Source organism: Arthrobacter sp. 2RAF6, from assembly GCF_052115205.1.
GTDB lineage: Bacteria > Actinomycetota > Actinomycetes > Actinomycetales > Micrococcaceae > Arthrobacter.
In genome coordinates this window covers 56,308-79,968 of record NZ_JBFRGF010000015.1, presented here as the reverse complement: position 1 = coordinate 79,968, position 23,661 = coordinate 56,308, and the positions used below count along the sequence as shown (strand labels likewise).

General features: G+C 64.4%; 23 protein-coding genes. 13 read left to right on the top strand and 10 right to left on the bottom strand.

Annotated elements, in window-relative coordinates:
• Positions 1 to 143 precede the first annotated feature (143 nt).
• Together AB4Z38_RS12765 and AB4Z38_RS12760 are read left to right on the top strand one after the other, a co-directional pair.
• Positions 144 to 1,217 (top strand): lipid II:glycine glycyltransferase FemX, encoded by a 1,074-nt coding sequence (locus AB4Z38_RS12765; protein WP_441430057.1) that lies wholly within the window; start codon positions 144 to 146, stop codon positions 1,215 to 1,217.
• Between the two features lie 78 nt (positions 1,218 to 1,295).
• Positions 1,296 to 2,774, top strand: coding sequence for a threonine/serine ThrE exporter family protein (locus AB4Z38_RS12760; protein WP_441430056.1), 1,479 nt, complete (start codon positions 1,296 to 1,298; stop codon positions 2,772 to 2,774).
• A 61-nt stretch (positions 2,775 to 2,835) separates the two neighbouring features.
• On the opposite strand, the gene AB4Z38_RS12755 is transcribed toward AB4Z38_RS12760, so the two are convergent.
• Positions 2,836 to 3,675, bottom strand: a complete 840-nt coding sequence (locus tag AB4Z38_RS12755) for a siderophore-interacting protein (protein ID WP_441430055.1) — start codon at positions 3,673 to 3,675, stop codon at positions 2,836 to 2,838.
• Between the two features lie 15 nt (positions 3,676 to 3,690).
• Positions 3,691 to 4,386 (bottom strand): uracil-DNA glycosylase, encoded by a 696-nt coding sequence (locus AB4Z38_RS12750; protein ID WP_441430076.1) that lies wholly within the window; start codon positions 4,384 to 4,386, stop codon positions 3,691 to 3,693.
• 230 nt (positions 4,387 to 4,616) lie between these two features.
• On the opposite strand from AB4Z38_RS12750, the gene AB4Z38_RS12745 reads away from it, so the two are divergent.
• The 6 genes from AB4Z38_RS12745 (at position 4,617) to AB4Z38_RS12720 (ending at position 10,576) form a co-directional block, all read left to right on the top strand.
• Complete coding sequence (locus AB4Z38_RS12745; protein ID WP_269998769.1) at positions 4,617 to 4,952, top strand: DUF3263 domain-containing protein; 336 nt, start codon at positions 4,617 to 4,619, stop codon at positions 4,950 to 4,952.
• Positions 4,953 to 5,001: 49 nt separating this feature from the next.
• Entirely contained in the window at positions 5,002 to 5,622 is a 621-nt protein-coding gene (locus AB4Z38_RS12740; protein WP_441430054.1) for a LytR C-terminal domain-containing protein, read from the top strand.
• A 139-nt stretch (positions 5,623 to 5,761) separates the two neighbouring features.
• Positions 5,762 to 5,965, top strand: a complete 204-nt coding sequence (locus AB4Z38_RS12735; RefSeq protein ID WP_059388209.1) for a cold-shock protein — start codon at positions 5,762 to 5,764, stop codon at positions 5,963 to 5,965.
• Positions 5,966 to 6,072: 107 nt separating this feature from the next.
• Positions 6,073 to 7,323, top strand: coding sequence for an ABC transporter substrate-binding protein (locus AB4Z38_RS12730; protein ID WP_441430053.1), 1,251 nt, complete (start codon positions 6,073 to 6,075; stop codon positions 7,321 to 7,323).
• Positions 7,324 to 7,619: 296 nt separating this feature from the next.
• Complete coding sequence (groL, locus tag AB4Z38_RS12725; protein ID WP_234751548.1) at positions 7,620 to 9,248, top strand: chaperonin GroEL; 1,629 nt, start codon at positions 7,620 to 7,622, stop codon at positions 9,246 to 9,248.
• A gap of 233 nt (positions 9,249 to 9,481) precedes the next feature.
• The gene (locus AB4Z38_RS12720; protein WP_441430052.1) at positions 9,482 to 10,576 is read left to right on the top strand and encodes an RNase H family protein; all 1,095 of its coding nucleotides are present in this window, start codon (positions 9,482 to 9,484) and stop codon (positions 10,574 to 10,576) included.
• A gap of 70 nt (positions 10,577 to 10,646) precedes the next feature.
• Here the strand turns inward: AB4Z38_RS12720 and AB4Z38_RS12715 are convergent, their stop codons facing one another.
• The 4 genes from AB4Z38_RS12715 to AB4Z38_RS12700 all read right to left on the bottom strand — a co-directional run bounded on the left by AB4Z38_RS12715 (position 10,647) and on the right by AB4Z38_RS12700 (position 14,000).
• Positions 10,647 to 10,937, bottom strand: coding sequence for a WXG100 family type VII secretion target (locus AB4Z38_RS12715; protein ID WP_059388207.1), 291 nt, complete (start codon positions 10,935 to 10,937; stop codon positions 10,647 to 10,649).
• A gap of 148 nt (positions 10,938 to 11,085) precedes the next feature.
• The gene (locus tag AB4Z38_RS12710) at positions 11,086 to 12,567 is read right to left on the bottom strand and encodes a sensor histidine kinase (RefSeq protein ID WP_441430051.1); all 1,482 of its coding nucleotides are present in this window, start codon (positions 12,565 to 12,567) and stop codon (positions 11,086 to 11,088) included.
• A gap of 2 nt (positions 12,568 to 12,569) precedes the next feature.
• Positions 12,570 to 13,280: a response regulator transcription factor gene (locus AB4Z38_RS12705; RefSeq protein WP_059388206.1), complete on the bottom strand. Its 711-nt coding sequence runs from the start codon at positions 13,278 to 13,280 to the stop codon at positions 12,570 to 12,572.
• An 84-nt stretch (positions 13,281 to 13,364) separates the two neighbouring features.
• Positions 13,365 to 14,000 carry a LysE/ArgO family amino acid transporter gene (locus AB4Z38_RS12700; protein WP_441430050.1) on the bottom strand — a complete coding sequence of 212 codons (636 nt, stop codon included), beginning with the start codon at positions 13,998 to 14,000 and terminating at the stop codon, positions 13,365 to 13,367.
• A gap of 69 nt (positions 14,001 to 14,069) precedes the next feature.
• On the opposite strand from AB4Z38_RS12700, the gene AB4Z38_RS12695 reads away from it, so the two are divergent.
• Together AB4Z38_RS12695 and AB4Z38_RS12690 are read left to right on the top strand one after the other, a co-directional pair.
• A complete protein-coding gene (locus AB4Z38_RS12695) occupies positions 14,070 to 14,996 on the top strand; it encodes a LysR family transcriptional regulator ArgP (protein ID WP_441430049.1) in 927 nt (308 codons plus the stop codon).
• 90 nt (positions 14,997 to 15,086) lie between these two features.
• A complete protein-coding gene (locus AB4Z38_RS12690) occupies positions 15,087 to 15,314 on the top strand; it encodes a hypothetical protein (protein WP_441430048.1) in 228 nt (75 codons plus the stop codon).
• Between the two features lie 34 nt (positions 15,315 to 15,348).
• Here the strand turns inward: AB4Z38_RS12690 and AB4Z38_RS12685 are convergent, their stop codons facing one another.
• From AB4Z38_RS12685 to AB4Z38_RS12675, 3 genes are read right to left on the bottom strand one after another with little or no spacing between them, the layout of a single operon-like run.
• Positions 15,349 to 16,992, bottom strand: a complete 1,644-nt coding sequence (locus tag AB4Z38_RS12685) for a DNA repair helicase XPB (protein WP_441430047.1) — start codon at positions 16,990 to 16,992, stop codon at positions 15,349 to 15,351.
• Between the two features lie 10 nt (positions 16,993 to 17,002).
• Entirely contained in the window at positions 17,003 to 19,465 is a 2,463-nt protein-coding gene (locus AB4Z38_RS12680; RefSeq protein ID WP_441430046.1) for a helicase-associated domain-containing protein, read from the bottom strand.
• A gap of 49 nt (positions 19,466 to 19,514) precedes the next feature.
• Positions 19,515 to 19,730 (bottom strand): hypothetical protein, encoded by a 216-nt coding sequence (locus AB4Z38_RS12675; RefSeq protein ID WP_234751558.1) that lies wholly within the window; start codon positions 19,728 to 19,730, stop codon positions 19,515 to 19,517.
• A gap of 244 nt (positions 19,731 to 19,974) precedes the next feature.
• Here AB4Z38_RS12675 and AB4Z38_RS12670 point away from each other — a divergent pair, with 244 nt between their 5' ends.
• From AB4Z38_RS12670 to AB4Z38_RS12660, 3 genes are read left to right on the top strand one after another with little or no spacing between them, the layout of a single operon-like run.
• Positions 19,975 to 20,358, top strand: a complete 384-nt coding sequence (locus tag AB4Z38_RS12670; RefSeq protein WP_441430045.1) for a cold-shock protein — start codon at positions 19,975 to 19,977, stop codon at positions 20,356 to 20,358.
• A 7-nt stretch (positions 20,359 to 20,365) separates the two neighbouring features.
• Positions 20,366 to 20,938, top strand: a complete 573-nt coding sequence (locus tag AB4Z38_RS12665; protein ID WP_441430044.1) for a DUF3027 domain-containing protein — start codon at positions 20,366 to 20,368, stop codon at positions 20,936 to 20,938.
• 44 nt (positions 20,939 to 20,982) lie between these two features.
• Entirely contained in the window at positions 20,983 to 22,311 is a 1,329-nt protein-coding gene (locus AB4Z38_RS12660; RefSeq protein ID WP_441430043.1) for an MFS transporter, read from the top strand.
• A 21-nt stretch (positions 22,312 to 22,332) separates the two neighbouring features.
• On the opposite strand, the gene serC is transcribed toward AB4Z38_RS12660, so the two are convergent.
• On the bottom strand, positions 22,333 to 23,463 hold the full coding sequence (gene serC / locus AB4Z38_RS12655) for a phosphoserine transaminase (protein ID WP_441430042.1): 1,131 nt from the start codon (positions 23,461 to 23,463) through the stop codon (positions 22,333 to 22,335).
• Between the last annotated feature and the right edge of the window lie 198 nt (positions 23,464 to 23,661).

Here is a 23,661-nt window from a genome sequence, read left to right as displayed (position 1 = left end):
GATTCGAAGGGCGCTGGTTTGACGGCGTCAGAGACCGATCAGGCGGTAGCTCTCCGTCTGGGCCGATAGACTTGGGGGTGAACGCCTGCGCCGCACACCGGTGCCTGCTGCCTCAAGTAAGCAACTGATTGGACACGGCCCCCTTGCGAGAATTTACCGCACGCTTTGCCACCGCCGAGGAAATCGAACACTGGGACAAACACGTCACAGCCAATCCCAACGGCGGCAACCTCCTCCAATCCGGGGCCTTTGCAGATGTGAAGCAGCACTTCGGCTGGAAGCCCCTGCATCTCGTGTACGAGACCGCGGACTACAGCAGCTACAACCTGGTCTTGGAGAAGTCGTTTCCACTGCTCGGCAAGCTCTGGTACCTCATCAAGGGCCCTGACGTTGCCGGGGTCGAGGACATTCCGGGGATCGTCAAGGCCAACCGGGAATTCGTCAAGCGGGACAAGCTCGGGGTTTTCGCCGTGAAAATCGAGCCGGACATCGTCCTCAGCGGCGAAGCCCGGGATGCGATTGAGGCCACCGGAGTGGTCAAGACCCCCAACCTGCAGCCGAACGACTCCACAGCGCTGCTGGACATCTCTCCCGAGGAAAACCAGTTGCTGCGCAACCTGCATTCCCGCGGCCGCAACGCCGTTCGCCGGGCCATCCGCGAGGGCGTCGAAGTCCACACCATGGAACCTACGGAAGAGAACTTCCGTTCCATGTATGCGCTGATGACCAACACGGTCGAGGCGAAGTCCCAAGTGCGCGTCCGTGAATTCGGGTACTACCGCCAGTTCTGGACCAACTTCATCGAGCGTGGCCAGGGCAGGCTCCTGTTTGTCTTCGAAAACGGTGTCCCATCCGTCGGAGCCTTCGTCATCAACTATGGCCGGAAGGGCACCTACAAGGACGGCGGATCGCTGCAGAAGCGGGCGCAGTACGGCGATTCGCACTTGGTCCAGTGGACAGCCATCAACCAGGTCAAGGAGTTGGGTTGCACTGAGTACGATTTCTGCGGCACTCCGCCCGCGGACCGGCTCAAGGACACCTCACATCCGTTCCACGGACTTGGCCTGTTCAAGACCAGCTTCAGCAAGACCGTCACCGACTTCGTCGGCTGCTACGACCAAGTCATCAGCCCGCTGAAGTACAAGCTCTGGACCGCTGCCGGGGAACGTATCGCACGGCAGATCTACACCCGCCGCACGGGCCAGCAGTTCTACTAGATTCGCAGCGCCACCCCGCCTGCTGCATGTGCACGACACCGTATTTGGAGGAACCACGCCCTTTGGAGGAACACCCGCGTGACTGACCGCCCCGACAACAGGCCCAACACGGACGGCTTGCCCAAGACGCAGCCGCTGAAGCCATCCCAGGTGCGCCAGAATGTCAACGCCAAGCGCATGCTGCGCAGGCTCGTGCAGGGCGAGAATCCTCCCACCGCCCCCATGAGCATCGTCGACCGCCTGGCGGGCAGTCCCTACGCCAACCCGATCATCCACGTGGGCGGTGTTGACGCTTCGGCTCGCAAGACCATCGACTTCGCGCTGCATATGGCCGAAACGATGTTCCGCTACGGGGCAGGTGCCCTGGAAGTGGAGACCAGCATCATCGCGGTCACGGCTGCGCTCGGCTTGAAGAATATCGAAGTCGACATCACCAACCAGTCCGTCGCGCTCAACTATGCGCCCAAGGACCAGACCCCCATTACTCTGCTCCGCGTTGTCCGTTCCTGGACCAACAACTACGCAGGTTTGGCCCAGGTGCACCAACTCGTCACGGATATCGTGGCCGGCGGGGTGGGCAGGGCCGAGGCTGTGCGGCGGCTGGATGACATCATCCGGAGCAGCAAGCCCTTCCCGCGGTGGATGGTCACCATGGCATTCGGCGTCTTCTCCGCTGTTTTCGTCGGGGTCCTGGGCGGGGGACTGGGAGCGTCCGCCCTGGCTTTCGTCTCCAACATGCTTGTCAATCTCGTGGCCCGGCAATTGGGCAAGTGGCGCACGCCTGACTTTTTCGTGACAGCGGCCTGCTCCTTCCTGGTCACGTTCATCGCGCTCATGCTCCACTGGGCCGGGGCGGACATCCCCCCGTCCATCGTCGTGGCGGGCGGCATCCTCCTGCTGTTGCCTACCGGTCGGCTCGTGTCTTCGGTGCAAGATGCCATTAACGGATTCCCCGTGACTGCGGCCGGACGTTTCCTGTCCACGATCCTGACCTTCGGCGCGATCGTTGCGGGCATCGCCGTGGCGGTGGTTGTGGGTGACCTCATCGGCAGCGTCGCGATCGACGTCACGCAAACATTCCCCGAGGCGTATCCATTGTGGGGCCAGGCCATCCTGATCGCCCTTGCGGTTATTGCCATCGGCATCACAGAGCAGACCCTCCTCAAACTTCTGCTCCCGACGGCGGCAGTGGGTTTGGTGGGTTACTTCGTCTTGTGGGGGGCTTCCAACCTTGGCTTCGGAGACCGGCTCTCTCCGGCGATTTCCGCCGTGGTCATCGGCCTGCTCGCCCGCATGGTGGCACTCAGGCTCGGGGCGCCGCAATTGGTGGTAGCCGTCCCCGCGGCCCTCATCCTGCTGCCCGGCTTGAAGATATTCCGTTCCATGTATGTGTTGACGGTGCAGGAAGCGGATGTCTTGCTGGGTTCGGGCGGCATGCTCAACGCAGGAGCGATCGTACTGGGCGTGGCCGCAGGAATTGTGCTTGGCGACAATCTCGCCCGGCCGCTAACCAGGGGCCTGGCCAGCAACGAGCGCCGCCGCGTCCGTCGGCGGTAGCCAGCCGGGTCCGTCGGCGGTAGCCAGCCGCGTCCGCAGGGCCACCCAACGGAAGCAGGTCCTAGATCTGCCCGATCGGGAGTTTCTTCTCCGCCTGGAAATCGTCCTCGACCCGCCCCTGGGCCCAGTATCCGGAAAGCGAAACCTGGGAACGCTCCAGCCCACGCTGTTTGAAGAAGATGTCCCGGAGGCCCTTCATGTAGCCGCGTTCACCGTGCGCAAACACGTCGACGCGGCCGGGCAGCCACTCGGCTTCGCCCAAGGCATCAAGCAGGATCGAGCTTGATCCGGCGGGGACTCCGGAGCGAAGAAGCCAGCGCAGCGCCACGCCGTCGGGCGCCTCGATAGCAAGGATGTCGGCGTCGCTATCGACTTCGAGGAACGCAAGGCCCTTGGCGTCGGCCGGCAGGGATTCGATCGCGGCGGCAATCGCCGGGAGCGCGGCGTCGTCGCCTGCGAAAAGGTACCAGTCGGCGTCGGGCGCCGGGTTGTAGGCGCCGCCGGGACCCGTGAAGACAAGTGCGTCGCCGGGCTGGGCTGCCAGGGCCCACGGCCCCGCAAGGCCCTCGTCGCCGTGGACCACAAAGTCGATTGCCAGTTCCTGCGCGGCTTGGTCCACCCAGCGGACGGTGTAGGTGCGGGTGTAGGGCCACTGTTCGCGCGGCATGGTCTCGCGGATGGCCCAAAGATCCAGCGGCAGCGCGTAGTCGACGCCGGGCTGCGGGAACACGATCTTCACATACCGGTCCACGAAGTCGTTGTTCGCGTAGCCGGCAAAACCGGGTCCACCTGCAATGATGCGCACCATGTGGGGCGAAAGCTGTTCCGTGCGCAGCACAGTCAGGTTCACTTGGGGGCGGGTATTGCGGGATGCAGACGACGTCGCGGGCAAAGATGTCATGTAGGCAAGCCTAAGCTAGGGCAGTGGTGGAAGCTCCCAGATGACGGGATCTGCGCCTTGCTCTCGGAGCAGCGCGTTGGCCCGGCTGAACGGGCGCGAACCGAAGAAACCCCGCGATGCGGATAGCGGGCTGGGGTGCGCGGAAGAGATCACAGGGGCGCCATCAAGCAGTGGCTGCACGGCTTCCGCGTCCTTGCCCCACAGGATCGCGACGAGCGGACTCTGCTGCCCGGCAGCTGTGCGGCGGCGGGCGACGGCGGTGACCGCCGCCGTCGTGATCGCCTCCCAGCCTTTGCCCCGGTGCGAGCCGGCCGCACCGGCAGCGACGCTGAGCACCCTGTTGAGGAGGAGAACTCCCTGGCCCGTCCAGGCCGAAAGATCGCCGTGGACCCGCGGCGGGAGCCCGAGATCGGACTCCATCTCGCGGTAGATGTTCGAGAGGCTGCGGGGGATGGGCCGGGTTGGCGCGGAAACCGCGAAGGAAAGCCCGACGGCGTGTCCCGGCGTTGGGTAGGGGTCCTGGCCCAGTATCAGCACCTTGACGTCTGCCAGAGGCTGCCGGAAGGCGCGAAGGATGTTGGACGCCGCAGGAAGCACGTGGGTTCCGCGAGTGGCCTCGGCGGCCACGAAGGCCAGCACCGAACGCAACTCGTCCTCGACGCCGGAGAGCGCGTCAGCCCAGTCCGGCGCCATCAGGTCCTCCAGGGCCATTCCCGGGAGTGCCTTGAACCCGGCGGAGTGATCCTCGGATTCAAGCTCAAATAACGCTTCTTCGCCTGCCACCCAGCCATTGTCCCTGTCCTGGGGCTCCCGGGGAAAGCTGCTCTGGCGGAACGCGCCGCGACTCCGACGGAAGGCGGCGGGGCAAATGACATCCGTGTTATTCGCCCGTTACCATGGGCGGGGGACATTTTTCAGTCAATGCGTCGAAGGAGTGTGTCGTGGCAGAACCCGCACGGGAACCCATGGCGTCCGAAGCAACTGGATTGGTGCTTGAAGACCTGTCCGCCGGACTCCGCAGCGATTCGCCGCTCGGCGAACGTGAACAGCAGATGCTCGCCCTGGAGAGGCAATGGTGGAAGTACGCCGGGGCCAAGGAACAGGCGGTCAGGGAACTCTTCGATCTTTCCGCGACCCACTACTACCAGCTGCTCAATGCCCTCATCGACACCGAGGACGCACTGGCGCACGATCCTATGCTGGTCAAGAGATTGCGTAGACTACGTATGTCACGTCAGAGGGCCCGCACAGCGCGTCGTCTCGGTTCTGACGCATAGAGCACCCGCTGATCCCCCAGCAAGCAAGCAGCAAGGACAAGGCTTCACCATGACCAAATTTGCCCGGGATGAATTCGACCGTGTCCCGCAGAGCTCATCGCGCCAAGGTGTCCACAGGCTCGTCGCGTCCGCTTCCCGTCCCGCGCTGTGGCCGGTGCTACTCCTGGGCGGCATCGCGCTGGCTGTAGGCCTCGTTGCCTTCCTCATTCTTCCGAAGCTTGGATTCACCTCATCGACGACGCCGCAAGCCGTCGTCACCGCGGACGCCTCCGAGCAAAGTGCCGCGGCGTCACCTTCCGCAAGCAGCTCTGCGCAGGCATCCAGCCAGCCGAGCCCGAGCGACGCACCTTCCAACACGCCGACGCCTACTACAGCAACCCCCAGCACGGCGCCATTGGACAAGACGGCCGCAGTCGCGGTCTACAACGGCACCACCACGGGCGGCCTGGCTGCCCGCGTGGCCGGCCTCGTACAGGGCGGGGGCTGGCCGTTGGCCACCGTCGCAAACTGGGGCGGCATGCCCCAGCAGACGTCGTCGGTCTTCTACAAAGGCGCAGCCCAGAAAGGCAATGCCGAAGCGCTCGGCAAATTGCTGGGCATTTCCAACCTTGTGGACAGCGCCGAATTCCAGCAGCCCGTTGTTGTCATTCTGGGGCCCGGCTACAAGTAGCAACTCGGTTACGCCTCAATAACATTGCGGATACCCGCACCCAAGGTTGCGCTACGGCAACGTGACTGTGGTTACAGTAGTTGTGAGCTGGCCCGGAGATCCCGGAAGCCGGCCACTGCTAGTTGAAAGTGTGGGGATCATGGCTTTGGGAACCGTCAAATGGTTCAATGCCGAAAAGGGCTACGGATTCATCACCGTGGATGAGTCCGGTGACGACATCTTTGTGCATTGGTCCGCCATCCAGATGGATGGCTTCCGTGCTCTCGAAGAAGGACAAAGGGTCGACTTCGAACTGGGCGAGGGCCAGAAGGGCCCGCAGGCAGAAAGCGTGCGGCTTATCTAGTGGGTGTGGCGGCAACACGGCTGTCCCAGCCTTTTGGAACCCAGCCCCTTGGAGGACACCGGTCCCGGGTAGTTTCTCTTCTTGCAGGCTTTGCAGGCTTTGCAGCCTTGGCCCTTGGACTGGCCGGATGTTCCGCCCCCATCGGCAACGCCAGGCTCAGCGCTGTTACCCCGAGCGGCGACGGCGTCCTGCGCGTGGGCGTGATTCTGGACAATACCGGTAGCTCCGCATTCCTCAACGAGTCCGAGCTGGCAGCGGCCAAGTTGGCTGTCAAGCAGATCAACGACGCAGGCGGATACAAGGGCCACCCTGTCGAGTTGCTTCCGGCGTCGGCGGCCAGCGAAGGCAGCAGCGCGGCGGCCTTCACGGCCGATACCGCGGCGCAAGCCAAGGCGTTGCTGTCGGCCCACGCCGACGTCGTTGTGGGGCCAACGGATTCCAGCCACGCTCCCGCCGCCATCGATGTGTTGTCTCCCGCCCGGATTCCGCTCATCTCGCCGGCCAACACTGCGTCGGGGCTGAGCAGCTACAAGAACGGCGGCTTCTACTTCCGCACCTCGGCCGCTGATGCCGCACAGGGCAGCGTCTTGGCGAAGCTGGCCCACGACGCCGGCGCCAAGAGGATTTCCGTCCTCCACGAAGCCGGGGACTACGGTACGCGCGTCTCCGGAGCGGTCATGGACGCCGCGCGAAGCCTTGGAATGAATGCGGTGTCCAATGCGGAATTCACGCCCGGCAAAGCAGCTCCCGCCGCGGCGGGCATCAAGTCGGGCACGCCGGACGCCGTCGTCGTGGTTGCCCGTGATGGCGCCCAAGGCGCCCTGGCCGAGCTACTGAACGCGGGGCTGAGCGGCAAGAGCCTGATCCTGAGTGACGGTGCCATCCGCCAATACGGAACAGCGCTCGGTGCCGGTGGGCTCGACGGCGCGCGGGGAATTCTTCCAGGTGTCTTCCCGAGTGCGGAGTTCCAGTCCGATCTGATTGGCATCGACCCTAAACTCAAGGACACGACCTACGCTGCCGAGACGTACGACGCCGTCAACCTCGCGTCGCTTGCGGCCGCAGCGGCGGGCGACGACGCCGGTTGCTCGATCGCGGCGTGGCTCACCACAGTGTCCGGCGGGACGCGCCCGGCGTCGGGCGATGCGGCGACGAAAGAACGCACGTCCTGTGCGTCATACAAGGACTGCCTCGTGGTGCTGAAGGGGGCCAGGCTCCCGGATTACGACGGCGAGTCCGGCACTATCGGGTTCGACGCCAACGGCGACGTTACCTCGTCCAATTACATGGTCTTCACCTACGGAGCTGACAACACTGCGCGGGTGAGCGGCAAGGAGACGGCCTCGCGGACCCCGTGACGGGCTTGTGCCCGTAGCGAATTCCCTTGGCGTGGCGAGCAGTTTCCGGCTCTTCCTGCTTGCACTCTCCTCGGGTGAGTGCTAATTATTGATTAGCACTCTCAAGCGCTGACTGCTAATTCTTCGCGACTCCGGCCGTATGGAATAGTGGCGGTGCCTGGGGGAACAAAGAAAACCTTGCTGGGGTGAGGTCCGGAGCACGCGGCGTACAGAGGCCGAATGTGAAGGATCGTCCGTCGCGGGCACCGCAGTGAAGGCACCTTCTTAACGACTGTCCCGAAAGGACTACCGCCGTTATGGCCAAGATCATTGCATTTGATGAAGAGGCACGCCGCGGTCTCGAGCGGGGTCTTAACATCCTCGCCGACGCCGTCAAGGTCACCCTCGGCCCGCGTGGACGCAACGTCGTCCTCGAAAAGAAGTGGGGCGCCCCCACGATCACCAACGATGGTGTTTCCATCGCCAAGGAGATCGAACTGGACGACCCGTTCGAGAAGATCGGCGCCGAGCTGGTCAAGGAAGTTGCCAAGAAGACGGATGACGTCGCTGGCGACGGCACCACCACGGCCACCGTTCTGGCCCAGGCACTGGTCAAGGAAGGCCTGCGCAACGTAGCTGCCGGCGCCGACCCGCTGTCCCTCAAGCGCGGCATCGAGAAGGCTGTTGAAGCCGTCATCCGCGAGTTGCTCGCCTCCGCCAAGGAAATCGAGACCAAGGAAGAGATCGCAGCCACGGCTTCCATCTCCGCCGGCGACTCCGAAATCGGTAACCTCATTGCTGAAGCCCTGGACAAGGTTGGCAAGGAAGGCGTCATCACGGTCGAGGAGTCCAACACCTTCGGCCTGGAGCTTGAGCTCACCGAAGGCATGCGCTTCGACAAGGGTTACATCTCCGCTTACTTCGTCACCGACGCAGAGCGCCAGGAAACGGTCCTCGAAGACCCGTACATCCTGATCGTCAACTCTAAGATCTCCAACGTGAAGGAACTCGTTGCGGTCCTGGAGAAGGTCATGCAGTCCAACAAGCCGCTGCTGATCATCGCCGAAGACATCGAGGGCGAGGCCCTGGCCACCCTGATCGTCAACAAGATCCGTGGTACCTTCAAGTCCGTTGCCGTCAAGGCTCCGGGCTTCGGTGACCGCCGCAAGGCACAGCTCGCCGACATCGCGATCCTCACCGGTGGCCAGGTCATCTCTTCGGAGGTCGGCCTCAGCCTCGAGAACGCAACCCTCGAACTGCTCGGCAACGCCCGCAAGGTTGTTGTCACCAAGGACGAGACCACCATCGTCGAAGGTGCCGGCGACGCCGATGCCATCGCCGGCCGTGTGGCACAGATCCGTGCTGAGATCGAGAACTCCGACTCCGACTACGACCGCGAGAAGCTGCAGGAGCGCCTGGCCAAGCTGGCCGGCGGCGTTGCAGTCATCAAGGCCGGTGCCGCAACCGAAGTTGAGCTCAAGGAGCGCAAGCACCGCATTGAGGACGCTGTCCGCAACGCGAAGGCTGCCGTTGAAGAAGGCATTGTCGCCGGTGGTGGCGTTGCCCTCATCCAGGCTGGCGCCAAGGCATTCGCCAACCTTCAGCTCGAAGGCGACGAAGCAACGGGCGCCAACATCGTCCGCGTTGCCATCGACGCTCCGCTCAAGCAGATCGCTTACAACGCTGGCCTCGAGCCGGGCGTTGTCATCGACAAGGTCCGCGGCCTGCCGTCGGGCCACGGCCTGAACGCTGCAACCGGCGTTTACGAGGACCTGCTGGCCGCTGGCGTCAACGACCCGGTAAAGGTCACCCGCTCGGCTCTCCAGAACGCTGCCTCCATCGCTGGTCTGTTCCTGACCACCGAGGCCGTTGTTGCCGACAAGCCGGAGAAGAACGCTCCGTCTATGGGTGGCGGCGACGACATGGGCGGCATGGGCGGCTTCTAAGCCTTCCGCGCCGGCTCACTAGCCACACGCACGACGACGGTCCCCACTTCAGGTGGGGGCCGTCGTCGCCGTTTAATGACGCTCGCTCACCTTTGTCGGGTTTTGGCCCGACGCTCGCTCACCTTTATCGGGTTTTGGCCCGACGCTCGCTCACCTTTATCGGGTTTTGGCCCGACGCTCGCTCAGGGCCGCGCGGTCCGGGAGTGTCGGGGCGGTCTGGCAGGATGGAAGCCATGACGATTATTGCTGCCGCCGATGGTTCTGCCCTCGGCAATCCCGGGCCTGCCGGTTGGGCCTGGTACGTGAACGACTCTTGCTGGAGGGCCGGCGGGTGGCCGCACGGAACCAACAACCAGGGCGAGCTCATGGCGGTGCTTGACCTCTTCCGGTCCACGGCACATGTTCCCGATGAAGAGCTGAAGATTCTCTGCGACAGCCAGTACGTCATCAATTGCATCACCAAGTGGATGCCGGGATGGAAGCGCAAGGGTTGGCGCAAAGCGGACGGAAAGCCCGTCTTGAACGTCGATCTCCTCAAGGACATCGACCAAGCCATTATCGGCCGCAAGTACACATTCGAGTGGGTCAAGGGCCACGCCGGCCACGAGCTCAACGAGGCTGCCGACGATCGCGCCCGTGCGGTCGCCACGGCGTTCCAGCAAGGAACAGCCGCTCCTGGCGGGCCGGGCTATCCGGGAGCTGCTGAAGCTGCACGGACCTTGCCCCGAACTCCATCCGTCCGCACGTCATCAGTCAGCACGCCGTCAGCCCGCACAGCGCCTGTGGAGGCGCCCTCGCTTTTCGACGATGGACACGACGATGCCGATGCCCTGGATGAAGACCTCACGTTGTTCGGCGGTCAGGACCTCTTGAGCGGGTCGTCCCTGCCGAACGGACCGGCGGCGTTCACGGAGCAGGAGACGTTCATAGAACCCACTTTGTTCGCCGGTGACGACGAAGAAACGGTCCTTGGCCGGCCCGGCGGGCGTTCGGACGAGGAAACGGTCATTCTTCTTGAGAGGGAGCTCCTGAGGCCCGACGTCAGGGGAGACCTTGGGCGTACCGGGATCCTGCTCCACCCGGACTTCACTGAGATTGGCAGCTCCGGACGTGTCTGGTCCCGCGACGAACTCATGATGGCGTTGGAGGGCAATCCAGGCGAAACCGCGGAGGTAGAGATAATTTCCGCAGATCGCCTCTCCAGCAACACCATGCTGCTCAGCTACAGAAGTTATGGGCGAACCGGCTCGGCATTGCGGAGTTCGATCTGGTTGCTGGACGACGGCCGCTGGCGGTTGCGCTTCCACCAGTCGACGCCGGAGAAGTAATAGCGGCACGCAACTGGATCCCGGCGGGAGGGCAGATGAGCCGCCCGCCGGGATCTCCCAGCCTCAGTTCCTAGTAACTGAACCGCTGGGTGTTGCCTTGCTCGGTCTGGAGGTAGCTTGCCGCGGCGGAGGACAGTGCCAGGTTGATGGATGCCAGCGAGGCCTCCACCTTGTTCTGGGTCAACGTCCACTCGGAGACGAGGGCCTGGAAATTGTTGGCCGCTGATCCCTTCCACGTGGCTTGAAGTTCGTCCAGGCCACGTTTCATCGCTTGGACGTCGGCGCTGATGCGATCCACGGTGGCTTTGACGTTGGCGGACTTCAGCTGGAGCAATTCGGTATCGACGGAGATAACGCTCATAGGGCGTGGCCTTTCAACTAGAGAGGGTCCGCAGGTGCGGCTGGCTTGTGGTCCACACAACGAGCCTAGAAGCCGTCACCTGGCCCAGGCAGAGTCGAATCTCCGTATGTGGACAACTCGCTACATCAAGCCGCCAGCGCAGAAACTGCTAGTCGGAGATCTCCGCCTCGGCAATACCCGCATCTTCAGGCACCTCGGACATGTCGTCCTGGAAGGGGAGGCTGACGACCAGGGTGGCCCCGCCGCCGTCGGTCTCTTCGACCCTGACGGTACCGCCGTGGGACCCCACAATTGCCGCGACAATCGCGAGGCCGAGCCCGCTGCCGCCAGTCTCCCGCGTGCGCGAAGTGTCCGCCCTATAGAAGCGCTCGAAGATCCGGGGCAGTTCCTCGGCCGGAATGCCGCTGCCGTGGTCCCGCACCTCGAGAACGGACAACGGACCGGCGGGGGTGTTCCGCACCCCGACGGCGAGCTCGATCGGTGTTCCTTCGGGCGTGTACCTCAGGGCGTTGCCCACCAGGTTTCCGAGCACCTGACGAAGCTTGGCCTCGTCACCCTGGACCGGGGCAGGCGCCGCCGCTCCGCCGTCGAGCCCCGTGAGCGAAATCTTCCGCTCGCCGGACGTTGCGAGTGAGTCCACCACGGCGTCGTTCGCCAGCAGGTGCAGATCCACCGGCTTGAGCTGCAACGGCCGTTGTTCATCGAGGCGGGCAAGCAACAGCAGGTCTTCCACCATGGATCCCATCCGCTTCGCCTCGCTCTCGATCCTGCCCATGGCGGTGCCCACGTCTTCCGGCGTGGCTAGGGCGCCGTGGCGGTAAAGCTCGGAGAAACCGCGGATGGTGACCAAGGGGGTGCGCAGCTCGTGGGAGGCGTCGGCGGCGAATCGCCGCATCCTGGCCTCGGAGGCTGCACGCGCAGCAAAGGACGACTCGATGTGGGCGAGCATCGCGTTGAGGGAAGCACCCAGGCGACCGACCTCGGTGACCGGGTTTTCGACCTCCACACGGCGCGAGAGATCACCAGCAGCGATAGCGGCCGCCGTCTTTTCGACGCGCGCGAGGGGGCGGAAGGAACGTGCAACAGTCCACGTGGCGATGAAGAACGCGAGCACCAGGGTCAAGAGTCCGACGCCGACCACCACGAGGGTGGCGTGTTCCATGACTCTGTCCACGGGGGAGAGGGGCAGCCCTACAATCACCACCGCGTTTTGCCCGGTCCGGTTGTCCACGACGTTGACTGCCACCACACGCCAATTGCCGCCGGCAGTGCCACCCACTTGGAAGGGCGCGTAGTTGCGGTCCTTGGCTTCAACCGGGCTGATGCTGGCTATGCTGGGCCGATCGGTCTTGCTGCCGCCGAACGGATAGGGCTGCTGTCCCTGGACGTAAAGCGTCAAGGAATAGTCCGTCGGCACGGCGGGGCTCGCCTCAGACAGGTTGGCAAACGATTGCTGCTGCTGGGCGGTCTGGACAGCAGCCTTGAGCTTGTCATCCACTTGCCCCTGGAGGTAGCTCTTGACGAGCGTCAGCGTCCCGGCGCCCGTGGCGGCCAGGGCAAGGAGCAGCAGCCCCATGATGATGGCGACCAGCTGCGACCTGAGGGAGGCCGACTTCCAACGGTTGAACAAGGTCAGCGCTTCTCGGCCGTCCGCAGTACGTAACCGACGCCACGCTTGGTCTGGATCAAGGCAGTGGCATCCGGGTCAATATCCACTTTGCGCCGGAGGTAGGAAATGTAGGACTCCACGATCGAGGCGTCGCCGTTGAAGTCGTATTCCCAAACGTGGTCCAGGATCTGCGCCTTGGAAAGCACCCGGTTGGGGTTCAGCATGAGGTAGCGCAGCAGCTTGAACTCGGTGGGTGACAGCTCGATGATGGTGCCGCCGCGGCGGACCTCGTGCGCGTCGTCGTCGAGCTCAAGATCATCCACGCGGATGACGGCGTCGTCGTCTTCCATCGGCTGCGTGCGGCGCAGCACGGCGCGGATCCGGGCCACCACTTCATCCAGGCTGAAGGGCTTGGTGACGTAGTCGTCGCCGCCCACGGTCAGGCCGGTGACCTTGTCTTCCGTGTCGTCCTTGGCAGTCAGGAACAGGACAGGGAAGTGCTTTCCGGCTGCGCGAAGGCGGCGGGTGACAGTGAACCCATCCATATCGGGGAGCATGACGTCCAGGACCGCGAGGTCCGGGGCGTGAAGATCGGCGGCAGCGAGCGCTTCGCGGCCGTTCGACGCCGCAACGACCTCAAAGCCAGCAAAACGCAGCGAGGTGGAGAGCAGCTCACGGATGTTGGGTTCGTCGTCGACGACGAGGAGCTTGGCTTCGGGGCCGTTCTTTTTCATACCATTCATGATGCTCCCAGTTTCTGGGAGTTGACTGGATGCTTGGTGTGAGAATTATCGGGGTGTCGTGGTTGTAGGCCCGGGCTAACTGCCGAGAGCCAGCCCGACGCCGAGTCCCACCATGGTGACGGCAATCCCGCCGTCGAGGACCCGCCAGGACGCCGGGCGCGCAAAGAAGCCACGCAGCAGTTTCGCGCCGAACCCGAGTGAACAGAACCATAGAATGCTGCCCAGCATGGCTCCGCCGCCGAACCACCACTGCAGCCCGGGCCCTTGCGCGTTCGCCACGGATCCCAGGAGCAACACGGTGTCCAGGTAGACATGGGGGTTGAGCCACGTCAGTGCCATGACGGTTGCCAGCGCTGCGGCCAGTCCGCTTCGGCCGGCGCCCGAAGGCCCAGGCTCAGCGGACATGAGCGCTTGCGGTTTGAGGATCCGCCGTGCCGCCATCACGCCGTACGTGACCAGGAATGCCGCACCGACATAGCGGAGAACGACGACGGCGGCAGGCGCCGCGGTGAGCAGGGCGCCTGTGCCGAGTACGCCTGCCGCGATGAGCACGGCGTCCGAGATGGCGCATACGGCAACGATTGCTCCGATATGTTCGCCGCGGATTCCTTGCCGGAGGACGAAAGCATTTTGGGCGCCGATGGCAACAATGAGGGCCAGGCCTGTGCCGAGGCCCATGCCGGCAGCGTGGAAGACGTCGGGGGAGTTCATACTTCGAGGCTAGGCTCCGCCTTCGGCATTAGTCCAGCTAAATATTCTTAGGCATCGTAAGATTGTCTTATGGCTAGATTCTCTTCCGAACAGTTGCACACCTTCGCCGCCGTGCTCACGGAAGGCACGCTCGACGCCGCTGCCCGATCACTGAACATCACGCCGTCGGCGGTCTCCCAGCGCCTCAAGGCGCTTGAACAAGCATCCGGCAGGGTATTGCTGCAGCGCAGCAATCCGGTCCAGGCCACGGAGTCGGGACACGTGGTGCTGAGGCTGGCACGGCAGCTCGCCCAGCTCGAGGCCGACGCCGAACTGGAACTGGGCCTGCCGGGCGAATCGCCGATGGTCTCGGTTCCGATCGTGGTCAACGCGGATTCCTTGTCCGTCTGGTTCCTCAAGGCCCTTACCAGGGTCCCGGCGGAGCTGAACGCCGTCTTTGATCTTCACCGGGACGACGAGCAGTATTCAACGTCCATGCTGCGCGCCGGAACGGTGATGGCCGCCGTGACCGCGACTCCCGAGCCGGTGCAGGGCTGCCGGGTGGAGCCGCTGGGGAGCATGCGATACCGCGCCGTCACCACTCCGGAATTCAGGGCGCGGTGGCTTCCCGACGGCGTCGATGTCGCCTCGCTGCGTGCGGCTCCGGCCGTGGACTTCGACCGCAAGGATGAGTACCAGCACCGTTTCCTGGAACTCCTGGGCGGTGCGGGGCGTGGGATGGAACCGGCAGGGCCGCGGCACTATGTTCCGTCCAGCCAGGAGTTTGCCGAGGCCATCCGCTTGGGGCTTGGGTGGGGATTGCTGCCTGAACCGCAATGCGGCCGGGACATAGCCGACGGATATTTGGTGGAACTCGCGCCCGAGCGGCCGTTGGACGTTCCCTTGTACTGGCAACGGTGGCGGACATCGTCGCGGATCCTGGACGCCGTGACTGAGGCGGTCCGGAGCACGGCCGCGGAAGTGCTGCGCAGGCCTGACAGTGCTGCGCCGGCCTGACAGTGCTGCGCCCGGCCCGAAAAACGGCCAAAAGCCAACACGCCGCGGGCCCAGTCCTAAATTGTCGGAGCCCCGATTCACACTTGAGCCATGGAAAACAAACAAGAATCACGCGTTGAAATTCAGAACGTCGAATTCCATGTCAGCTACCTGGATATGCTCTCTGGACGCATCGAGCACGAGGAGTTCAGCGACCGCCTTGCCGCCGAACGCTTCGCCGGTGCGCAGCTCAAGGACGAGGACTCCTGGGCTGTCGTCGACGTCGTCGTGCTGCAAGCAGCGCAGCAACAGGAGCGCGCGCAACAGCTGGTTGCCTAGCTGTTAAATTGACTAGCCCTACGTTGCCTAGCCCCTACCCGGCGGGCACGTCCTTGGCGTCCATGATCCGGTAAGCGTAGCCCTGTTCGGCAAGGAAGCGCTGCCTTTTGGCGGCAAAGTCCTGGTCGAGGGTGTCCCGGGCCACCAAGGAGTAGAAGCGTGCAGCACGGCCGTCCTGCTTGGGGCGAAGCAAGCGCCCCAATCGTTGAGCCTCTTCCTGGCGGGAACCGAAAGATCCAGATACCTGGATCGCCACGGAGGCCTCGGGCAGGTCGATCGAGAAGTTGGCCACTTTGGACACCACGAGGGTCTTGATGTCACCGGCGCGGAAGGCATCGAACAGCTTCTGCCGCACCTTCACAGTGGTATCGCCCTTGATCACGGGAGCGTCCAAACGCTCGCCGATCTCATCCAACTGGTCGATGTACTGGCCGATCACCAGCAGCTGCTCGCCTTGGTGCAGGGCCACGAGCTGCTCCACCAAGTGGGTCTTGGTCTCCGACGTCGCGCAGAGCCGGTACTTGTCAGCATCCTCCGCCATCGCGTAGGCGACGCGCTCGTCCCGGGGCAGGTCCACCCGGACCTCCACGCAGTCCGCGGGTGCAATGTAGCCCTGGGCTTCGATGTCTTTCCACGGTGCGTCGTAGCGCTTGGGGCCGATCAAACTGAAGACCTCACCCTCGCGACCATCCTCACGCACAAGCGTCGCAGTGAGTCCCAGACGCCGCCGGGCCTGCAGGTCCGCGGTCATCCGGAAGATCGGAGCCGGCAGGAGATGGACCTCGTCGTAGATGATGAGTCCCCAGTCGTGCCCGTCCACGAGTTCCAGGTGCGGGTAAAGGCCTCCGCGTTTCGTGGTCAGGACCTGGTAGGTGGCGATCGTAACGGGCCGTACTTCCTTGACCGCGCCCGAATACTCGCCGATCTCCTGCTCCGTCAGCGACGTCCGCTTGAGGAGCTCGTCCTTCCATTGCCGGGCCGCGACAGTATTGGTGACCAGGATCAGCGTGGTGGTGGAGCTCGTAGCCATGGCTGCAGCCCCCACCAAGGTCTTGCCCGCACCACAGGGCAGCACGACGACGCCGCTGCCGCCCGCCCAGAAATTCTCCGTCGCAAGCTTCTGGTATGGCCGCAAGTGCCAGCCGTCCTCGTTCAGGGCGATCAGGTGTGGAGTGCCGTCCACGTAGCCGGCGAGGTCCTCGGCCGGCCAGCCAAGCTTGAGCAACAATTGCTTGAGCTGTCCCCGCTGGGAGGAGTGCACCACCACGGTTTCGCCGTCGATCCTCGGTCCCAGCAAGGGGGCGATTTTCTTGGCCCGGATGACTTCCTCAAGTACGGGGTAGTCGGTGGTACGCATGACCAATCCGTGCTGCGGGTCCTTTTCGAGGCGCAAGCGGCCGTAGCGGGACATCGTCTCTTCAATGTCGATCAGCAATGAGTGCGGCACCGGGAAACGGGAGTAGCGCAGGAGCGTGTCGAGGACTTTTTCGGCGTCCAGTCCTGCTGCCCGCGCATTCCAGAGGCCCAATGGGGTGAGCCGGTAGCTGTGGATGTGTTCAGGGGCGCGTTCCAGCTCGGCGAACGCCGCAATCGCATGCCGTGCCTCGGTAGCAAGCTCGTGGTCGACTTCCAGCAGGATGGTTTTGTCGCTCTGTACGATCAGGGGACCGTCGCTCACTATTGCTTCCTCACTTGCGCGGATCGCCCGCGGGCTCCACATCGATGATGCGATGGATGGACAAGACTCTTTCGGTATCCCTGGCGGCGTCGAACACCCTGACGCGCCCTCCCGACACTGAAACCGGAACAACGGTTTCGGTATTGGAATTCCCCAAGCCGTCCACCACGTTCATGGTGACCGCTTGCTTCAGCCGGATGGCCCTCTGCAGGGTTTCGAGTCCCAGTTGCGTTGCTGCTTCGCCGGTCACTTCGCCGTGGACCGCGCGATGGTGCCTCAGCACCGCGAGCTGGGCGTCGACGTCGTCGTCCGGCGGTGCGATGCGGGGCGCCGTGTAGACGGGGCGGACGCCCCCGGCCACCGCCGTCGTCCTCTTATAGCGCACGACGGCGGTCTCCGCCTCCTGGACGGCAGGCGAGAGTCCCAGCTCGCGCAGCACCCTCGCGGTCTCCCGGGGGCTCGTTGCGGAGGTCAGTACTGTGGGGGCGATCCGGACCAGCCCCAGGCTTGCGGCTCCCGGCTCCCGAACGAGCTCGGCGATGGCGGCTTCGTCGTCGCTTTGGATGAAACTGGGGCTGCTGGCGACGCGCAGCCGGCCGTGCCTCGAGGCGATGTCCTTGATCAAGTACCGGAGCGGCTGGGGAACGTCAGTGGCGGAGTGGGTGCGGAGGAACGCGAGGATGGTTTCCGCGTCCTGGCCCGCGTCCAACGCACGCCGGATCGAATCTCCGGAGAAGCGGAAGATCGTGGCCGGTCCCTGGCCTTCGGCGTCGGCGATCAAGAGCAGTTTTTCGCTCAGTTCAGGTGCCAGGTAGCCCGGGGCGACGGCGGTCAGGTCTGCTTGGAGCAGGACATGGTTGACCGCGGCGGGCAAGTGTTCGCCGAGGATGCTGAGCGCCAGCTCGGGCTGTTCGGTGGCGATCGCCGAACCAAGCTGGGTCAGGGCGCCGGAGCCCATGAGCCCCAAGAGTTCGGCTTCGTGCAGGATGCCGCGGACAAGGGAGCTGAACCGCCGTGACATGCGGGGCTGGGCCCATTCCGCGCGTTCCATGACGGCTTCGGTGTTGAGCACCGGCGCCTTGCCGTCCGGTGCTTCCACTTCGAGGGTGAGCTCTTCGAGGATTTCCAGGATCCGTTTGCGGACCAGCGGGGCATCAGGGCGCTGGGCCTCGGCGGACAAGGCATTGATGGAACTTGCCGGAGAGCCGGATCGCGGTGCCGTGGTGGCAGGTCCGGAGAGGGTTTGTCCCACGAGGGAAGGAGCACGCTCGCTGGCGAGCCAGGCGTTGACCAGCCAGAGCCACTGTTCCTGGCGGGGGAGAGTGAGCCATTCCACCGATGGCGGCTGCACCCAGGTGGAACTGTCCACATCGAGGCGCAGCAATCCGGACAAGGCACTGAGCTCAAGGACCAGGGCGGTCTCGGACAACCCCAGGCGGAGGCTGTCGGCCAGGCGTTTGAGTTCACGCACACCGACCCCTCCGCTGCGCAGGGTAACCACCGGCTGCTCGCGGACCGCGTACAGGAGTTCACCCACCAGCCGGAGCGCTTCGGCGATGGCACCCATGGCGGCATTCCGGCGTAAGGCAGCACTCGTTTGGCCCAGCTCCGGCACGGGAGGCTTCAACGTGAAGTGGTCCACGATCGCGCCGCCGCGCAGGGACAGACCGACGCTGTGCGGGAGTTCAACGTGGCCGGCATCCAGGGGGACAAGCAAACCGCGGGCCAAGAGCCAGTCCACGGGACCGACGTCGCGGCCTTCATGGAGCACGGAGGCCTTGCGCTGGGCTTGGGGAACGGCGCCCATGGCCCAGTTGCCGAACTTGTTCAAAAGGGGGCGCGTCCGTACGGGTGCCTCGGACAGGATGTGCTGAAGGTTCTCCGGCGTCGATGTCCAACGTTGCAGCGCCAACGCCGCGTCCATGGGCGTCGTGGCGGCCAGGATATTGGCGCCGCTCTGGTGGAGTTCGGCAACGAGATGCACCACGCGCTGGGCGAAGGCCGGTTGCAGCCGCACCAACTCGGTGTAGCTACGCCCCAAACCGGCAGGGTAGATGCCGATGACGTCCTTGAGGCTGCCCACCGGCAAGTAGAAACGCTGCCGGCCTGGATTGTGCACCGTGGGCGGCGGATCGGCGCGGTGGATGAGGGCCAGTTCCTGGAGCTTGTTCAGGATCGGCTCGAGCGCGGCAAGGGTCGCGCCGTTGATGCACTTCTTCAGCCCCGCCGCGGAGACGCTGTGGCCGGTGTCGGTGTTGGTGCACAGGTGGAGTGTCTCCACTACCTGCATCTCCGGTTTGTTGAGCCGTTCCAGGGCGCGCTGCACGCTGACCCGGGCACTTGCCCGCGCCGCGAGTGCGGCGAAGTCCGGGACCACGGGGGAGATGAGGTCCGGCCGCGCGGCAAACAGGGCCCGCAGCGAATCATCGCTGCGCGCTTCCAGTTCCTTGCTGAGCGCGCGAATAAGGGACATCAGTTCAACGTTACAGCCAGCCGGGTCTGCCGTCGGGCTTTCCGGCTGCTCATTGACGACGCCGTGCCCAGACAGAGTCAACCACCAACGCGGCCATCAAAATGAAAGCGAGCGGCAGCCCGTAGAGAGCGGTGGACGTGACCCAGACCGGTGCCACGCCGTTGGCGAAAGCGACGGCCATGACGGCGGCTACGGCCGCCAGGGAAAGCACTGCGACGACGGCGGCAACGATCGTGAGCGGGCGGCGGAAGTCGTGGGGAATCATGGAAGCAACGCTAACAGTCCCGGGCCGCATCCCCTGTTCCAGACCCGGGTGCAGGTCCGGTTGCGGGCAAAAGGCGGCGGGACCTGCCTGCGGGGTCTCAAAGCGCGAATCCGCGGCCGGGCAGGATAACCTTGAAGCAATAGACCAACACGGTCCTGGCAGTTACCCCTATTCCCGCAGTATCCTGCGGATGCGGTGGCGCGCCGGCTGTGTCTCGCAAGTAAGAACGAAGAAGGTTGATTACGTGCCCACCGGCAAGGTCAAGTGGTATGACAAGGAAAAAGGCTTCGGATTCCTCGCAGCAGAGGACGGCCAGGAAGTATTTCTGCCCAAATCCGCACTGCCCGATGGCGTAGCGGATCTCAAGGCCGGCACCCGGGTTGAGTTCGGCGTCGCCGACGGTCGCCGGGGCGCCCAGGCGCTTGGCCTCCGCGTGCTGGACAAGTTGCCATCCATCGCCAAAGCCAAGCGCATGAACGCCCGCGAGCTCGCTCCGGTAGTCCAGGACCTCGTCTCTGTCCTGGACAACCTCTCTGGGACGTTGTCCGCCGGCAAGTACCCTGAAGGCGCCAAGGGCAAGGCCATCGCCGCAGCCCTGCGCAAGGTTGCCGACGAGCTGGAAGCCTAAACCTGCCATGACATCGGAATCCGCTGAAGCCAGTCCTGAAGTGGCCGGAATTGATGCCGCTGCTGTAACAGCTGGAACGGCTGGAACGGCTGGTCCCGGTGCTGAGCGGAAGCCGGCAACGGCGAAACCCCGCACCGGCATTCCTGTGTGGCGCGTCGGCAAGCCGGACGCTTTCCTGGCCGCCGCCGTCGACGTCGCCCGCAATGCGGTGGAGACCATTGCCAGACCGGGCGAGATCGGACCGCATATTGCCGCGCGCTCCGAAGGCGAACGCGTCGTCACGCACCTGTTCGAATCGCGGCTGGCCGGCTACGGCGGTTGGCAGTGGTACGCCGTCGTGACCCGCAACTCCCGCTCCAAAGTGGTCACGGTCAGCGAGCTTGGCCTGCTGCCGTCGGAGGACTCCATCCTCGCTCCTGAATGGGTGCCTTGGGCAAAGCGCGTCCGTCCGGAGGACGAGGCCACCGCGGCCGAAGAATTGGCGGAGGAGGCCGGCGTCCCCGTTGACGCGGACGACGACGGCGGCCACTCCGGTGACGAACAAGAGAGCGACGACGCCGACGACATCGAGGCTGACTAGCCCTTGGCGGACCCGGCGAGTGAATTTCGTGAAGGTGGAAACTGATGTCCACCTTCAAATCGCTGGGTGTCCTTAACTACCGCATTTGGTTCATTGGTGCCCTCATTTCCAACGTCGGCACCTGGATGCAGCGGACGGCCCAGGACTGGCTGGTCTTCGCCCATCTGAGCAACCACGATGCCGGCGCGATGGGCGTGACCTTGGCCCTCCAATTGGGCCCGCAGCTTTTCCTGGCCCCCTGGGCCGGACTGCTTGCCGACCGCTACAGCCGGCGCAGCCTCCTGGTCATGACCCAATCGGCCATGGCGGTCCTGAGCACTGGCTTGGGACTCCTGGTCCTGAGCGGGGCAGCGCAGCTGTGGCATGTCTATGTGTTCGCGCTCTTGCTTGGTGTCGTCTCGGCACTCGACGCCCCGGTTCGCCAGACGTTCGTTTCGGAGCTGGTCAAGGAGGACTATCTTTCCAACGCGGTTGCCTTGAACAGCGCATCCTTCAACGTTGCCCGCATGATCGGTCCCGCCGTGGCCGGCGTGCTGACGGTGGCTGTGGGGCCGGGCTGGGTATTCATGATCAATACCCTGACCTTCCTCGCAATGCTTGGCGCGATCAGGGCCATCCCCCTTTCCTCCTTGCGCGTGCAGCCCCGGGCCGCCGCGGGCAAGGGCCGCATCCGTGAAGGGCTTCGCTATGTCCGCAATCGCCCGGACATTGTGGTCGTCCTCGTCGCGATCTTCATCATGGGCACGTTCGGCCTGAACTTCGTCCTCTTCATCGCGGCCATGGTCGGCACGGAGTTCGGCATGGACGCGGGGGCATTCGGGCTGCTCAACTCGGTCATGGCGATCGGCTCCGTCGCAGGAGCATTGCTGGCCGCCCGGCGCGGGCGGCCACGGATGCGGCTCATCTTCGCGGCGGCGGCCGGGTTCGGCCTTGCGAGCGGACTGGCTGCCCTGGCGCCGAATTACACCATGTTCGCCTTGGCGCTGATTCCCTGCGGACTGTTTGCCCTGACCATGATCACGAGCGCCAACGGCTACGTGCAGTCCACCACGGAACCTGTCATGCGCGGCAGGGTCATGGCACTCTACATGGCCATCTTCATGGGTGGGACGCCCATCGGTGCACCGTTCGTCGGATGGGTGTCCAACGTGGCCGGACCCCGATGGGCTGTGGGCGTGGCCGCCGCCGCGGGCGCCAGCACCGCCGTCGTCGGCATCGTGTGGATCATCCGCGCGCGCCAGCTGCGGCTCCGTTTCGATAGCAGCGCCCGCGGGATGCGGTTCTTCCGCATTGAGTCCCAGGGCGCGGGTGGTTCTATTAAAAGGGCTAGCGCCGCCCGGGATCCCCACCCGGGCGACGCCGACGAGTCCTGACCGCGGGAACGCCGCAGTCCCTTACTTCTTCAGTTCGCCCACCACGTAGTCGATGCTGGCGAGCAATGCAGAGACGTCGTCCGGCTCGATGGCAACGAAGGTAGCGATGCGCAGCTGGTTGCGGCCCAGCTTGCGGTACGGTTCCGTGTCCACGATCCCGTTGGCGCGCAGCACCTTGGCGATGGCCGCGGCATCGATCGAATCATCGAAATCGATCGTGGCGATGACATTGGAGCGGTCCTCGGCCTTCGCGACGAACGGGGTGGCGTACTCGGAAGCCTCGGCCCAGTTGTAGATGCGGCTTGCGGAATCCGCTGTGCGTCCGGAAGCGAAGTCCAGGCCACCGTTCTTGTTGAGCCACTGGACCTGCGCATCCAATGTCACCAAGGTGGACAGGGACGGCGTGTTGTAGGTCTGGTTGAGCTTCGAGTTGTCGATAGCCGTCTGCAGGTCGAGGAAATCCGGGATCCAGCGGCCGCTTGCCTTGATGCGGGCGGCGCGCTCCAGGGCTGCGGGGGAGAAGAGGCCGAGCCACAGGCCGCCGTCGGAGGCAAAGTTCTTTTGCGGCGCGAAGTAGTAGACGTCAGCCTCGGCAACATCAACGTCCAGGCCGCCGGCTGCGGACGTCGCGTCAACCAGGACCAGAGCCCCGTCGTCGCTGCCTTGGACACGCTTGACCGGAGCGGCCACACCCGTCGAGGTTTCGTTCTGTGGCCACGCGTACACGTCCACGCCTGCTTCGGCCTGGGAAACCGGCCGGGTGCCAGGCTCGGACTTGATGATGGACGAAGCTTCCAGGAACGGTGCCTTGTTGGTCGCCGAAGCGAACTTGGAACCGAACTCACCGAAGGAGAGGTGCTGGGCCTTCTTCTCGACCAGGCCGAAGCTGGCGACATCCCAGAACGCGGTGGAGCCTCCGACGCCGAGAATCACCTCGTAGCCCTCGGGTGCACGGAAGAACTGGCTAAGTCCCTCGCGGACCGAGCCCACCAGGTTCTTGACCGGTGCCTGGCGGTGGGAGGTGCCGAGGATCGTCGTCGAGGCGGCGGAAAGTGCCTCGATCTGCTCCGGGCGGACCTTGGAGGGCCCGGCACCGAAGCGGCCGTCCTTGGGCAGCAAATCGGCAGGGATGGTGATGCTGTTGTCGCTCACGGGATGCTCCAATGGTGAAGTAGCGGCCTAGATGGGTCGTGGCAGGCGGCAAGCTGCCCCTTCGACTCCCCAATTCTGCCTGACGCCGCAGGCGGGGGCAGAACCGAAGGTGTCATAGTCCGCCACGTGGAAAGCATTTGTTCGGCTGGCTCTGGACGGGGCACGAGAATTATTCGGAGTAATTCCAAATAAGCTAAG

What these genes read in the sequence shown, in the direction of transcription:
- AB4Z38_RS12695 (WP_441430049.1), top strand. Translation starts at nt 14,070, where the DNA reads ATGGCTAGATTCTCTTCCGAACAGTTGCACACCTTCGCCGCCGTGCTC.
- AB4Z38_RS12735 (WP_059388209.1), top strand. Translation starts at nt 5,762, where the DNA reads ATGGCTTTGGGAACCGTCAAATGGTTCAATGCCGAAAAGGGCTACGGA.
- AB4Z38_RS12690 (WP_441430048.1), top strand. Translation starts at nt 15,087, where the DNA reads ATGGAAAACAAACAAGAATCACGCGTTGAAATTCAGAACGTCGAATTC.
- AB4Z38_RS12665 (WP_441430044.1), top strand. Translation starts at nt 20,366, where the DNA reads ATGACATCGGAATCCGCTGAAGCCAGTCCTGAAGTGGCCGGAATTGAT.
- AB4Z38_RS12750 (WP_441430076.1), bottom strand. Translation starts at nt 4,386, where the DNA reads ATGGCCCTGGAGGACCTGATGGCGCCGGACTGGGCTGACGCGCTCTCC.
- AB4Z38_RS12755 (WP_441430055.1), bottom strand. Translation starts at nt 3,675, where the DNA reads ATGACATCTTTGCCCGCGACGTCGTCTGCATCCCGCAATACCCGCCCC.
- AB4Z38_RS12715 (WP_059388207.1), bottom strand. Translation starts at nt 10,937, where the DNA reads ATGAGCGTTATCTCCGTCGATACCGAATTGCTCCAGCTGAAGTCCGCC.
- AB4Z38_RS12740 (WP_441430054.1), top strand. Translation starts at nt 5,002, where the DNA reads ATGACCAAATTTGCCCGGGATGAATTCGACCGTGTCCCGCAGAGCTCA.
- AB4Z38_RS12700 (WP_441430050.1), bottom strand. Translation starts at nt 14,000, where the DNA reads ATGAACTCCCCCGACGTCTTCCACGCTGCCGGCATGGGCCTCGGCACA.
- AB4Z38_RS12675 (WP_234751558.1), bottom strand. Translation starts at nt 19,730, where the DNA reads ATGATTCCCCACGACTTCCGCCGCCCGCTCACGATCGTTGCCGCCGTC.
- AB4Z38_RS12680 (WP_441430046.1), bottom strand. Translation starts at nt 19,465, where the DNA reads ATGTCCCTTATTCGCGCGCTCAGCAAGGAACTGGAAGCGCGCAGCGAT.
- AB4Z38_RS12720 (WP_441430052.1), top strand. Translation starts at nt 9,482, where the DNA reads ATGACGATTATTGCTGCCGCCGATGGTTCTGCCCTCGGCAATCCCGGG.
- AB4Z38_RS12660 (WP_441430043.1), top strand. Translation starts at nt 20,983, where the DNA reads ATGTCCACCTTCAAATCGCTGGGTGTCCTTAACTACCGCATTTGGTTC.
- AB4Z38_RS12705 (WP_059388206.1), bottom strand. Translation starts at nt 13,280, where the DNA reads ATGAAAAAGAACGGCCCCGAAGCCAAGCTCCTCGTCGTCGACGACGAA.
- groL (WP_234751548.1), top strand. Translation starts at nt 7,620, where the DNA reads ATGGCCAAGATCATTGCATTTGATGAAGAGGCACGCCGCGGTCTCGAG.